The sequence below is a fragment of the Enterovibrio litoreus genome, from assembly GCF_045679545.1.
GTDB lineage: Bacteria > Pseudomonadota > Gammaproteobacteria > Enterobacterales > Vibrionaceae > Enterovibrio.
In genome coordinates this window covers 313,807-326,668 of the sequence record NZ_CP166194.1, presented here as the reverse complement: position 1 = coordinate 326,668, position 12,862 = coordinate 313,807, and the positions used below count along the sequence as shown (strand labels likewise).

The following is a 12,862-nucleotide window of genomic DNA, read 5'->3' as shown; positions in this document are numbered from 1 at the left end:
TCCTTGTTTGTTCGGCATTTCGCTAAATGTTAACAAATTTAAATTAATTTTAACATAGCTGATTGATAACCTATCTTGCGAAACCATTGCTAAAACATTCATTTATCGCATTTAGGCGGACGATAATATGGCTGAACCCAAGAAAAACGTGGTGATTGAAGCGGTCATCATCGACGAAAACGACAAGAAACACACAGGTCGCGCACAGAGCAGCCAAGAGAATCATGTCAAATCCAGTCAGCAGAGGGTATCTGCCATTGCGACGGCTCACCATATTGATGCAAAGTTGCACGAAATTGAGCACGACAGCCTGACGACACGAGCGGCATTTAGACAGTTACAGATCAAGCAACAGCAGCAAGCCAACCTTGAGCAGATCATTAAGATTGCCCACGACCTTTGCCGAGATGAAACCTCCCGATCGCCGGATCCTGATTGGCTGTACCGCTTCTTCGACATGGCAAAAACCATATACGGCGAAGGGATGCAAAACTTATGGGCGCGGATCTTAAAGCAAGAGATCCTAAAACCCGGAAGCACATCTCTCAAAGCGCTCGCACTGCTAGAGACCATGACTCAGCGAGAGGCACAAGCGCTACAACGCGCATGTTCACTCGCCTGCACCTTTGGTAGCGACGGTTCCAATAAATTGATAACGGGGTTTCGCCAGCCAGAAAATGGCATGCGCAGGTATTTTAAGCCGGATCTTGCGGAGAGATTGGCACTGGGAAGTTTCAAGCTGCCCTTTACCGATTTGATGCTTTTGATGGATCTCGGACTCATTTTGAGAACCGAATTAGAATCAGGTCTGTTAGACCCAGCCTCTTCTATTCCTCTTAGCGGGCAAGGAAAAACCTTTATGATCACACCGCTTCGTAAAGGCTCACGGATCTATTACTACCGCTTTAGTCCGACAGGTAACGAATTGGCTAAGCTGGTGGGTCAGAAATCCCACCCAGAATATCTGGACGCATTAATTGCGCTTCTGTCGCGCGCGTTTTCCATCGACAGTGATGTCGGATCAACCGTCAACGAAAAAGCGTAAGCACAACAACAGAAGCGCTCAACATATGTGATCAGGTGTCGATCAGGCGATCACACCTTGATCACGCAATACGCTAAGGCATTGCTCAACAATCGCATCAATCTCATGTTGATCCGTGTGCAGATGAATTTCAGGTTGCTCTGGCGCTTCATAGGCCGAGCTAATTCCTGTAAACGCTTTGATTTCCCCCGCACGGGCTTTTTTATACAGCCCCTTAGGGTCGCGTGATTCACACACTTCTAGCGGCGTATCAACATACACTTCAAAGAACTCGCCCTGCGGCAACAGTTCACGTACCAAAGCACGCTCTTCACGAAACGGTGAAATAAACGCGGATAGCACGATAAGCCCTGCATCGGTCATCAACTTGGCGACTTCACCGACACGACGAATGTTTTCGCGACGATCGTGATCCGAAAAACCAAGATCGCGACACAGTCCATGGCGCACATTGTCACCGTCTAACAGATAGGTGTGGTAACCCAGCTCTGCCAGTTTGTTTTCCAGCGCACCTGCAACTGTCGATTTACCTGAACCAGACAAGCCGGTAAACCACAACAGTGCCGGACGTTGCTTTTTCTGCTCGGCACGGAAGTTCTTATCTATAGCATGGCTGTGCCACACTACGTTTTCATCCGTATGCTTCGAGTCCAAAGCACTCATAACTCTATCCTTGTTGATTAAAATGGAAAAAATACCGGAATCAATCCCAGCACCAGCGCAGAATACACCAGCGACAGGGGCAATCCGATGCGCAGGTAATCCATCAATTGGTAATTACCCACACTGTAGACCAGCAAATTGGTTTGGTAACCATAAGGCGAGATAAAGCTCGCACTCGCGCCGAACAAGACTGCCATAATAAATGGCATGGGATCTACTCCATATCCGAGAGCGAGGCTATATCCAATCGGAAAGGCTAACGCGGCAGCTGCATTGTTGGTCACTAATTCAGTTAATACCAGCGTCAGTAAATAAGTTGCGATCAACGCCCCGTACACTCCCCAACCATTAAACCAAAAGATAAAAAGCTGGCCCATTTGCTCGGAAAGCCCAGAAGTAATCATCAATTGTGCCAAACTTAGCGCACTGCCGACAATCACGACAATCTCGGCGGGGAAACGGCGTTTCACTTCTACCAGGCTGACCACTCCCGTTAGTAACAGCACGGTGAGATACGCCACCAAACCATTGAGAAGCGGTATCCATTCCATCAAGGCTGCGCCAATAACAGTAGCAAAACCGACAAGCACCCACGCACTCATCGCGGAATCTAAACGCGCGCTGGAATCCAAGCCATTGACCAACACAAACTCACGCTGCAATCGCTGCTGCGCTTTGGCAAAGCCTTTACCCGGCACGATCACCAAGGTATCACCCGCTTGCAAGGAGATGTTGCCTAAGCCGCCTTCAAGTTTTTCATGACCGCGACGAATGGCCACCACTACCGCATCAAAATTTTCACGAAATTTGGCTTCTTTGAGTGATTTCCCCAAAATAGACGCACTGTGGCTGACAACCAATTCTAGTAAGTTCTGACCATTAATATGATGTTGACCAAACAGCGCCAGACCTTCAATTTCTTGCAAGGTAGCCACGCTTTCTACGTCGCCACAAAATTGCAGTTTATCCCCTTCACGCAATACCGTATCAGGGCAAACCGGCGCGATAAGCTCACCATGGCGCACAATTTCTGCGAGAAATAATCGGCGCAATGCACGTAAATCATTTTCAGCCACGGTCTTGCCGACTAACGGTGATCCTTTGGTGACAACAGCTTCCAATACATAAGGCAGATCATCTTCGCTTTGATCGTCATGGTTGGGTAGTAGGTAGCAGAACGGGATCAATACCAACAAGCCACCCGCCAACACAGCAAGGCCGATCATCGATGGCGCGAAAAAGCCAAGAGAAGGCAAACCCGCACTTTCAACAAAGCTGTTAATGATCAGGTTGGTGGACGTGCCTATCAGCGTGAGGGTTCCCCCCAAGATCGCCGCATAAGACAGCGGGATCAACAAACGCGATGGGGCATGACGACGGTTACGTTTTACAGCACCAATCAAGGAAACCACCACCGCGGTGTTGTTAGTAAATGAGCTCAAAACAGCAGTCGACAGGCCAAGCTTGGCCACGACGGTGCCTAATCGACCCGTGGAAAGTTGACCACTGACCCAGCTCACCAATCGGGTTTTTTCTAACGCCGCTGACGCCAGAATCAACATCACCAGGGTAAGCAAGGAACTGTTGGTAAAGTTACCAGCCAATGCCTCGACCGAGATCAATCCAGATTGAAAGACAACAAAGGCCACCGCCGCAAACAAGATGGCAGGCTTGATCTTGGTAAACACCAAGCCTGCGACCACTGCCAGCAGCAAACCCATCACCAGAGACTGATCCCAGCTCATGATGGATTACCCCAGTAGCTTACTGATGTCACGTGCATTCCAATGTGGGAAATGCTTGCGAACCAGTACATTGAGTTCCACTTCAAACGCAGAGATATCTGTTGCCTGAGTTTGTGTTGCCGTGTCTTCCAGTAGCTCGCTGATCATCCCTGCGCCAACCGTCACGTTGGTCAGGCGATCAATCAGAATGAAGCCACCTGTGTCGGCACAATCTTGATAAACATCCAGCGGCACAGATTCGGTCAGTGTCACTTCACACTGTGCGATACCGTTTAACGGCAAGCTGTCAATTTCAAACGTGTTGAGTGAGTTAATGTCCACTTGATGGTGGAATTTCGTCACTGAGCCCACGGTTTTCTTACCGGCAACTTTAATGTCATATTGACGGCCTACTTCAAGCGGGCTTTCCGCCATCCAAACAATGTTAGCAGCAAATTGGCTGGTCGCCTTTTGAGTATCACCAGCGGGAACAATCAAATCACCGCGGCTGATATCAATCTCATCCGCCAGCGTCAGCGTCACCGCTTGACCTGCATGGGCATAATCAAGATCGCCATCAAAGGTTACGATACGTGCAACCGTGGAAGTTTTACCTGATGGCAATACTTTCACTTCATCGCCCGGACGCACAACGCCGCTAGAAATGGTTCCCGAGAAACCGCGAAAATCGAGGTTTGGACGGTTCACATACTGAACAGGGAAACGAAATGCACCTTGGTCTTTTTCGCTGTTTACGTCCACTGTTTCTAGCATGGTGAGGAGCGTATCGCCCTCGTACCAAGGCGTATGCACACTGCGTTCAACCACGTTGTCACCATCCAGCGCCGACAACGGCACCAATTGGATATCAATCTGACGGTTGAGGTTTTTAGCAAACGCAAGATACTGCGCCTTGATCTCTTCATAGCGAGCTTCGTCGAAGCCGACCAAATCCATCTTATTAACGGCAACCACAAAGTGGCGAATGCCAAGTTGGCTTGCAATGAACGAGTGACGACGCGTCTGATCCAAGATGCCTTTGCGCGCATCAATCAAGATCACAGCTACGTCACACGTTGACGCACCTGTCGCCATGTTGCGCGTGTATTGCTCGTGTCCTGGGGTATCGGCAATGATGAATTTACGTGGGCGTGTTGAGAAATAACGGTACGCCACATCAATGGTGATCCCTTGCTCACGCTCAGCCTGCAATCCATCAACTAACAGCGCCAAATCTGGCTTCTCGCCAGTTGTACCGACTTTTTGGCTGTCGGAGTGAATCGCGGCCAACTGATCTTCATAAATCTGGTGCGAGTCATGTAGCAGACGACCAATTAAGGTACTTTTACCGTCATCCACTGAGCCACAGGTCAAAAAACGCAGCATCGATTTATTCTGGTGCTGATCCAGATAGGCCTCGATACCCAACTCGGCCACTTGTTGTTCAATTAAGCTGTTCATGCTAAATCCCTTAGAAATATCCCTGACGTTTCTTCAATTCCATGGAGCCAGATTGGTCGTGGTCAATGGCGCGTCCTTGACGTTCACTTGAAGTCGCCACCAGCATCTCCTCAATGATCCCCGGCAAGGTGTCTGCCGTTGATTCAACCGCTCCCGTCAGTGGATAGCAGCCCAGCGTTCTGAAACGCACGCTCTTGTATTCCACTTTCTCGCCTTCACGCAGCTCCATGCGATCGTCATCAACCATGATCAACATGCCGTCACGATCAACCACTGGGCGAATTTCTGACAGGTATAGCGGCACAATGTCGATGCCTTCAAGGTAGATGTATTGCCAGATATCTAACTCAGTCCAGTTCGACAGTGGGAAAACACGGATGCTTTCGCCTTTGTTAACCTGACCGTTATAGGTGTGCCAAAGCTCAGGGCGCTGGTTTTTCGGATCCCAACGGTGGTGCTTATCGCGGAAGCTATAAACACGCTCTTTCGCGCGACTCTTTTCTTCGTCACGACGTGCTCCACCAAACGCGGCATCAAAGCCATATTTGTCCAGCGCTTGCTTCAAGCCTTGAGTTTTCATGATGTCAGTGTGCTTAGACGAACCATGAACAAACGGGCTACAGCCCATTGCCAAGCCTTCTGGATTCTTGTGAACCAACAACTCAAAGCCGTATTTTGTTGCGGCTTCATCGCGGAACTTGATCATTTCCTTGAACTTCCAGTCGGTATCGACATGAAGAAGAGGAAACGGGATCTTGCCCGGATAAAAGGCTTTTCGCGCGAGGTGAAGCATGACGGAGCTGTCTTTCCCGATGGAGTACATCATCACGGGATTGTCGAATTCCGCCGCCACTTCACGAATGATATGGATACTTTCTGCCTCAAGTTGTTTGAGGTGGGTAAAGGTTTTGGCTTCCATTCTTTGATATTCCCTTAGCCTAAATTAACCACGGAAGGTGCGTGAATATCACCCGCCGAATCGAAGGATTGCTTTCCAAACCAGCTCAACTGGTCGGCAAGTTGAACCACTTCACCGACCACGATAAGTGCAGGCGAACCTACACCTTCGGCCAGCGATTCAAGTTCGCTCAATGTGCCTTTATAGATTTTCTGATTGATACGGGTGCCATTTTCTATGATGGCTACCGGTGTTTGCGGGTCACGCCCATGTTGAATAAGTTGCTCTTGAATATGGGCACTTTTCATTAGGCCCATATAAATGACCAAAGTTTGACGACCGCGCGCAAGTGTTGCCCAGCGGAAGCTGTCATCTTCTTTTTTCAGATGACCCGTCACAAACATTGCCGTTTGGGCATGATCGCGATGCGTCAGCGGAATGCCTGCATACGCCGTTGCGCCTGCGGCAGCGGTGATTCCTGGCACAACCTGAAACGGCACGCCAGATTCTTGCAGCACTTGAAGCTCTTCACCGCCGCGACCAAACATAAATGGGTCACCGCCCTTAAGACGTACCACACGGCGACCTTCTTGAGCGTGTTTAACCAACAATGCATTGGTCTCTTCTTGTGACACACTGTGGTAAGACGCGCGTTTTCCAACGCAAATCAGCTCCGCATCACGGCGGCAAAGCTCCATGATTTCGTCAGACACTAAATAGTCGTAAAGCACCACATCGGCTTGCTGCATCAATTGCAAAGCACGCAGGGTTAACAGTCCTGGGTCACCAGGGCCTGCACCAATCAAGGCGACCTCTCCTTGCAGCGACACACCTGATGTCAGCTTTTCGAGTTCGGCTTTTGCGCCCTCTTCATCACCGGCGGCGACCAGTGAACTAAAGCGGCCATCAAACGCGGTTTCCCAGAATTTTCTGCGTCCGTTTAACGTGGTCACTTTTTTCTTCAAGGTGTCACGAAAATCGCCAGCCAGTTTCGCCATGCGGCCAATGTGAGAAGGAACAAGTGTTTCAAGTTTCTCGCGCAACAAACGCGCCAGCACAGGAGACTTACCACCAGAAGAAATGGCGATAACAATCGGGCTGCGATCAACAATAGAAGGGACAATAAAGCTGCATTTTGGGGTGTCATCCACCACATTGGCCAAAATGTGGCGGGCATTGGCAGCCTGTGAAACCAGCTCGTTAACCAGCGGATTGTCTGTCGCAGCAATCACCAACACCACGGCATTTAGGTGCAGTGGCGAAAACGCCTCTTTGACCCACACCAATTCACCACGCTCCGCCGCTTCAACAATCTCAGCGTCAGCATGCGGGGCAACAACGGTTACCGCAGCGCCTGCTTTCATCAGCATGCGTGTTTTGCGCCAAGCGACTTCGCCTCCACCAACCACTAAACACGGGCGGTTCTCAAGCTTCGCAAAAATCGGCAAATAATCCATAGTGTGAGTCCTTTCAATCCAATGCCTGCCACTATAGAGAGTTGCTGATATTACTTGAAATTCTAAAATTTCATCTTTTATAACTTTTTGGAAATATTGCTTATAAACACATAGTCAAAAAACGTTACATCGAACTTCTCTCTCATCATGACACGACCTCAGACCGAGCTGACTATGCATCCGGTCACATTTATCGCGCCAAAGATCACACTACAGAGTGAAATGTAACCTTTTCATGGCACTACTATGCAAAATACACCCACTTTTAGTCCTAAAGTTTCGGAGACATTTATGACACTCACAGCCCGACCTCTGTCCATTGCCGTTCTCACTGGCATGCTTGCAATGGCAAGCCCAGCGATGGCAGAAACCATCAAACTGCGCATCATAGAAACTACCGACATCCACACCAATGTGATGGATTACGACTATTACAAAGACAAAGCTAGCGAGAAAATTGGCCTGGTTCGCACCGCCACCTTAGTCAAAGCCGCCCAAAAAGAAGCAGCTAACAGTGTATTGGTCGACAACGGTGACTTAATCCAAGGCAGCCCGATGGGCGATTACATGGCGGCAAAAGGCCTTGAAAAAGGTGAGGTTCACCCTGTTTACAAAGCCATGAATCAGCTTGATTACGATGTGGGCAACTTAGGTAATCACGAATTTAACTACGGCCTCGATTTCCTTGATCGCACCTTAGACGGTGCCGCCTTCCCTTATGTATCGGCGAATGTGTTTGATGCCAATACGGGCGAGCCACTCATCGCACCTTACATCATTAAAGAACACACCATGATGGACACGGACGGCAAAGCGCATTTGGTGAAAGTGGGTTATATCGGCTTTGTACCGCCGCAAATCATGGTGTGGGATAAGAAAAACCTTGAAGGCAAAGTGATTGCCAAAGACATCAAAGCCACCGCAGAAAAGCTGGTGCCTGAGATGAAAGCCAAAGGCGCAGACGTGATTGTTGCCATTCCGCACTCTGGTTTGTCGCAAGACGAATATAAAGCCATGGCGGAAAACTCAGTCTACTACCTTGCTGACGTGGAAGGCATCGATGCCATTGCCTTTGGCCACTCTCACGCCGTGTTCCCAGGTAAAGGCTTTGAAAATATCAAAGGCGTCGATAACGAAAAAGGCACCATCAAAGGCGTTGCGGCTGTCATGCCTGGGCGCTGGGGTAGCCATGTCGGTATCATGGATCTACAACTCGACAAACAAGGCGACAATTGGGTTGTTACGCCCGTTCAAAGTGAATCACGTCCGATCTTTGATGGGAAATCTCTCGCCGATGCCGATCCTGCGATGCTAAAGGCGCTTGAGCACGATCATCATGCCACCCGTGAGTTTGTTAACCAGCCTATCGGCAAAGCCAATGACGTGATGTATAGCTTCCTGTCGCTGGTACAAGACGATCCGACCGTGCAGATCGTTAATCTGGCGCAGAAAGATTACGTAGAGCGCTTCATTCAAGGCGACCCAGATCTGGATGGTATTCCTGTTCTGTCTGCCGCCGCGCCATTTAAAGCGGGTGGTCGTAAAAACGATCCGTCTAACTTCACCGAAGTGGAATCTGGCGAGCTAACTTTCCGAAATGCAGCAGATCTTTACTTGTATCCAAACACCCTGGTCACCCTGAAAGTCACCGGTAAAGAAGTAAAAGAGTGGCTTGAGTGCAGCGCGGGTCAATTCAAACAAATCGACCCTTCATCATCAGCTCAACAATCGCTGATCGATTGGGACGGCTTCCGTACTTATAACTTCGATGTGATCGATGGCGTTAACTACCAAATCGATGTGACTCAACCGGCACGTTATGATGGTGATTGCACTCTGATCAATCCTAACTCACAGCGCATTCAGAACCTGACTTTCAACGGTAAGCCTGTCGACATGGCGCAGCCATTTTTGATTGCAACCAACAACTACCGCGCGTACTTGGGTAAGTTCCCGGGCACAGGTAATGATTTCATTGCTTTTGCATCACCCGATGAAAACCGCACCGTGGTCGCAAACTACATTAGCGCCGTCACCAAAGAGAAAGGTGAAGTGACACCAACAGCAGACAACAACTGGTCATTTGCCCCTATTGCGACCGACACCGACCTCAATGTGGTGTTTGAAACATCGCCGAGTGACAAAGCGGCTGCGTTTATTGGTGCGAAAGGCCAATACCCTATGGAGAAGATTGGCACTGACGATGTGGGCTTCGCGCAGTACCGCATTGATTTAAAGAAATAATTAACAGCCTGTTAACGGCATGTTTAATTATTGAAAAAGACCATTTTTGATACAAAAAACCGCGGCCTTGGTCGCGGTTTTTCATTATCTTGGCGAGTAGAAATACATTATCTGAACTACAAACAAATGTATGCCCGAGAAAAACCAAGAATTTTATAATTATTAGGAACAACCCATGCAATGGATAACCTTGACCTTTGGTCAGTTGTCTACAAGGCAACTTTACGACTTACTTCGCCTGCGCACCGACGTATTCGTGGTTGAGCAAAACTGCCCTTACCCTGAATTAGACGGTTACGACACGCACCCAGAAACACGCCACCTTCTGGGTTATCGTGACGACAAGATGACGGCCTATGCCCGTATTCTACCCGCAGGCCTCACTTACCCAGAGATCAGCATTGGTCGAGTGGTCACGGCCAACACAGAACGCGGCAATGGCTGTGGCAATGATTTAGTGCACCAAGCGATCCTCCAAGCCCATGAAGCATGGCCACAAGCACCGATCACCATCGGCGCGCAATATCACCTGCGTGAATTTTATCGTCGACACGGCTTTGAAGAGATTTCGGATCAGTACCTAGAGGATGGTATTCCGCACATTGATATGCGACGAGCAGAGGAACAAACGGCCGCCTAATGCAGCCGTTACTGATTGAATTTGCTACTTACGACGAGCAAAACTGCCATCTGACAACCGGAAGAAGATCACTGACTGATTACCCGCACTCTCAATCTGGATAATATCCAGATCGCCTTGGGTGTTGCGCTTGAAGCGCAATAGCTGACCTGGCTGAATACGGCTTAAAGGTTTGTCAGTGCCTTCAATGGCTGAAATCGCATACAAATCTTTTAGCGGCACGTTTTGCGTGCGGAAGATATTTGACAGCGTATCACCTCGGGCTACTTCGTAATTCACCCAATCCGTGTCGATAGTTTGCGGTGCAACGACCGGTGCCGAAGTGCGGTCAAACGCCGTATCTTCTGATGCTTGCCCATTACCCGCGCTTGAATTGTCATCGATATTCAATGGCACAGCCACGCGTTGACCTTCCACTGCTACCGACGTCGGTGAGGGCTCACTCGATGGCCATAACAACAGCACCACCAATAACGCCGCTAGCGCAGACACGCCGATACGATGTGGCTTTGGCAATGCTTGCCAATAAGGCATTACACGGGCAATAGCTGGTGCTAAGGCCCCCTTTATTTTCTCTTGCGCTTGTTTCAACATCTCGCCCAGAGGCGGCGTGGTCGATGCTTTTCCCTTCTCGCGCTTTCCTTTCAAGGTCATCACCTCTCCCAATTTCCTCATCGGGTTTTGTCCAACATGCAAAGAATACGGTAACGCATAGTAGACTCGTAATATCAGAAAAATGTCAGCGTCACCGCGTTCAATTCGCACAATAAAGCTGAATTGACACAAACTCTTATGTTTGAACAAACACATTGCTTAGACTGACAATCGTACTGTCCGGCATTTTTCAGCCAGATTCAAGTAACACGATTTGTCCCGAGCTACCTGCACCTGTTATCCTTTCCCACTTTAAACCTAAACGCGGTGAGGATGTAACATTTCGCCAGCGGTTTGGGTGTAAACCCACAAACAAAGAGAGACGACATGTCTGAAGTTAAACTAGAGACCGTAGAACAAAAAGCAAGCTATGGCATTGGCCTTCAAATGGGTCAGCAACTGGCTGGAAGCGGTCTGGAAGGTCTGAACGTTGACGCAATCGCAAAAGGTATCGCAACCGCACTAGCAGGCGACATGCCAGCAATTGAAGTTGACGAGATCAACAACGCACTGCGTGAGCTGCACATGAAAGCAGACGCGATTCGTCAAGAAGCGGCAAAAGCTGCAGCTGCTGACGGCGAAGCATTCCTTGCTGAAAACGCAAAGCGTGACGAAGTGACGGTGACGGATTCAGGCCTTCAGTTTGAAGTTCTGGTTGAAGGCAACGGCGAAATCCCTACCAGCGACAAGCAAGTGCGTGTTCACTACCACGGTATGCTGACTGACGGCACTGTGTTTGACAGCTCTGTAGAGCGCGGCCAACCTGCTGAGTTCCCAGTGACTGGCGTAATCCAAGGTTGGGTTGAAGCGCTGCAAATGATGCCTGTTGGCTCTAAGTGGAAACTGTCTATCCCACAAGATCTTGCTTACGGTGAGCGCGGCGCTGGCGCAGCAATCCCACCATTCGCAGCACTTGTATTCGAAGTTGAGCTGCTAGATATCCTGTAATTTCAGGATATCTGCAAGATAAAAGCCAGCACTCGCTGGCTTTTTTTGTTTCCGTTGTTCACGGATCTCGTTAGTTCGCGGCCTGCCGCTCATCATCATTCAGATCGTCGGAGTCAGCCTCCACGCCCTCTTCCACCCAAGGAAGATGCTTGGAAAAGTGGTCTGAAAGAAAATCCACAAACAAGCGGACTTTGGCCGATAAATTGCGATTGAACGGATACACCGCCCACACTGCGGAATCCGGTGCGCGATAGTCTTGCAGTATCTCTACCAATTCACCTGATTGCAGTTTCTGGCTGACGTAATAATCGGGGAGTTGCGCCAGCCCCAATCCACGCAATGTCGCGTCTAATACCGCACTTCCACTGTTGCCATGCCAGCGCCCTTTCGGTTTGTATTGAATGATGGCGCCGTTATCTTGAAACGCCCACGAATCCACCAGCCCGACCAAGCAATTGTGCCCATGCAGCGCCTCAAGGTCGTCCGGAATGCCAAACTCTTTGATATAGGCAGGTGACGCACAGACATGCAATTTACGTGGCGCAAGTTTCTTCGCCATTAGCGTACTGTCTTTCAAATCACCCGTTCGTATCGCCAAGTCATAGCCATCGTGCACCATATCTATGACATCATTGGTGAAGTGAAACTCGACGCTCAGCTTAGGATGGACCTTGATAAAATCATTGGTCAACGGCGCGATATATTTCTCACCAAACACCGAAGGTGCGGTAATTTTTAGCGTGCCTACAGGCTCTGTTTGCATTTGCGTGACGAGCGCTTCTGCCTCTCCGAATGCTTCGATGAGATCATTACAATGCTCAAAATAGGTTTTGCCGACCTCGGTCAGCGTGATCTGTCTGGTTGTACGATAAAGCAAACGCGTACTCAATCTGCTCTCAAGCGCATCGATACGTCGACTCACATGCGAGGTTGAAACACCTAACTTTCGTGCGGCGGCGGTAAAACTGCCACTGTTAACAACTTCAACAAATTCTTCAACACCACTCCAACGGTTCATCTTTGCTCCACTGAAAAGAAGTTTATTGATTGCTGCAACAATAAAACCCGCCCCTTGACGGTCTGATTGTTATCCTAATGTTACTCCATAATGGATAGCTCTCCGCCCAT

11 protein-coding genes are annotated in these 12,862 nt (G+C 49.3%); 4 read left to right on the top strand and 7 right to left on the bottom strand.

Translation table 11 applies throughout. From position 1 onward, the window contains the following. Positions 1–127: 127 nt before the first annotated feature. A complete protein-coding gene (locus AB8599_RS01530) occupies positions 128–1,045 on the top strand; it encodes a TIGR03899 family protein (RefSeq protein WP_407332060.1) in 918 nt (305 codons plus the stop codon). A 42-nt stretch (positions 1,046–1,087) separates the two neighbouring features. On the opposite strand, the gene cysC is transcribed toward AB8599_RS01530, so the two are convergent. From cysC to cysG, 5 genes are read right to left on the bottom strand one after another with little or no spacing between them, the layout of a single operon-like run. Further along, on the bottom strand, positions 1,088–1,708 hold the full coding sequence (cysC, locus tag AB8599_RS01525; protein WP_407332059.1) for an adenylyl-sulfate kinase: 621 nt from the start codon (positions 1,706–1,708) through the stop codon (positions 1,088–1,090). A 17-nt stretch (positions 1,709–1,725) separates the two neighbouring features. After that, positions 1,726–3,453, bottom strand: coding sequence for an SLC13 family permease (locus AB8599_RS01520; RefSeq protein WP_407332058.1), 1,728 nt, complete (start codon positions 3,451–3,453; stop codon positions 1,726–1,728). 6 nt (positions 3,454–3,459) lie between these two features. Then, the gene (gene cysN / locus AB8599_RS01515; RefSeq protein WP_407332057.1) at positions 3,460–4,893 is read right to left on the bottom strand and encodes a sulfate adenylyltransferase subunit CysN; all 1,434 of its coding nucleotides are present in this window, start codon (positions 4,891–4,893) and stop codon (positions 3,460–3,462) included. 10 nt (positions 4,894–4,903) lie between these two features. Further along, positions 4,904–5,812: a sulfate adenylyltransferase subunit CysD gene (cysD, locus tag AB8599_RS01510; RefSeq protein ID WP_407332056.1), complete on the bottom strand. Its 909-nt coding sequence runs from the start codon at positions 5,810–5,812 to the stop codon at positions 4,904–4,906. A 14-nt stretch (positions 5,813–5,826) separates the two neighbouring features. Next, complete coding sequence (gene cysG / locus AB8599_RS01505; RefSeq protein WP_407332055.1) at positions 5,827–7,248, bottom strand: siroheme synthase CysG; 1,422 nt, start codon at positions 7,246–7,248, stop codon at positions 5,827–5,829. Positions 7,249–7,539: 291 nt separating this feature from the next. On the opposite strand from cysG, the gene cpdB reads away from it, so the two are divergent. After that, positions 7,540–9,492 carry a 2',3'-cyclic-nucleotide 2'-phosphodiesterase gene (gene cpdB, locus AB8599_RS01500; RefSeq protein WP_407332054.1) on the top strand — a complete coding sequence of 651 codons (1,953 nt, stop codon included), beginning with the start codon at positions 7,540–7,542 and terminating at the stop codon, positions 9,490–9,492. A 175-nt stretch (positions 9,493–9,667) separates the two neighbouring features. Then, entirely contained in the window at positions 9,668–10,132 is a 465-nt protein-coding gene (locus tag AB8599_RS01495) for a GNAT family N-acetyltransferase (protein WP_407332053.1), read from the top strand. 24 nt (positions 10,133–10,156) lie between these two features. Here AB8599_RS01495 and AB8599_RS01490 read toward each other — a convergent pair whose 3' ends face one another. After that, a complete protein-coding gene (locus AB8599_RS01490; RefSeq protein ID WP_407332052.1) occupies positions 10,157–10,786 on the bottom strand; it encodes a LysM-like peptidoglycan-binding domain-containing protein in 630 nt (209 codons plus the stop codon). A 327-nt stretch (positions 10,787–11,113) separates the two neighbouring features. On the opposite strand from AB8599_RS01490, the gene AB8599_RS01485 reads away from it, so the two are divergent. After that, a complete protein-coding gene (locus tag AB8599_RS01485) occupies positions 11,114–11,734 on the top strand; it encodes an FKBP-type peptidyl-prolyl cis-trans isomerase (protein ID WP_407332051.1) in 621 nt (206 codons plus the stop codon). 70 nt (positions 11,735–11,804) lie between these two features. On the opposite strand, the gene AB8599_RS01480 is transcribed toward AB8599_RS01485, so the two are convergent. Beyond that, the gene (locus AB8599_RS01480; protein ID WP_407332050.1) at positions 11,805–12,752 is read right to left on the bottom strand and encodes a LysR family transcriptional regulator; all 948 of its coding nucleotides are present in this window, start codon (positions 12,750–12,752) and stop codon (positions 11,805–11,807) included. Positions 12,753–12,862: the final 110 nt, after the last annotated feature.

Bases quoted from the DNA above. Each gene is read 5' to 3' on its own strand.
- AB8599_RS01530 (WP_407332060.1), top strand. From the start codon at position 128: ATGGCTGAACCCAAGAAAAACGTGGTGATTGAAGCGGTCATCATCGAC.
- cysC (WP_407332059.1), bottom strand. From the start codon at position 1,708: ATGAGTGCTTTGGACTCGAAGCATACGGATGAAAACGTAGTGTGGCAC.
- AB8599_RS01520 (WP_407332058.1), bottom strand. From the start codon at position 3,453: ATGAGCTGGGATCAGTCTCTGGTGATGGGTTTGCTGCTGGCAGTGGTC.
- cysN (WP_407332057.1), bottom strand. From the start codon at position 4,893: ATGAACAGCTTAATTGAACAACAAGTGGCCGAGTTGGGTATCGAGGCC.
- cysD (WP_407332056.1), bottom strand. From the start codon at position 5,812: ATGGAAGCCAAAACCTTTACCCACCTCAAACAACTTGAGGCAGAAAGT.
- cysG (WP_407332055.1), bottom strand. From the start codon at position 7,248: ATGGATTATTTGCCGATTTTTGCGAAGCTTGAGAACCGCCCGTGTTTA.
- cpdB (WP_407332054.1), top strand. From the start codon at position 7,540: ATGACACTCACAGCCCGACCTCTGTCCATTGCCGTTCTCACTGGCATG.
- AB8599_RS01495 (WP_407332053.1), top strand. From the start codon at position 9,668: ATGCAATGGATAACCTTGACCTTTGGTCAGTTGTCTACAAGGCAACTT.
- AB8599_RS01490 (WP_407332052.1), bottom strand. From the start codon at position 10,786: ATGACCTTGAAAGGAAAGCGCGAGAAGGGAAAAGCATCGACCACGCCG.
- AB8599_RS01485 (WP_407332051.1), top strand. From the start codon at position 11,114: ATGTCTGAAGTTAAACTAGAGACCGTAGAACAAAAAGCAAGCTATGGC.
- AB8599_RS01480 (WP_407332050.1), bottom strand. From the start codon at position 12,752: ATGAACCGTTGGAGTGGTGTTGAAGAATTTGTTGAAGTTGTTAACAGT.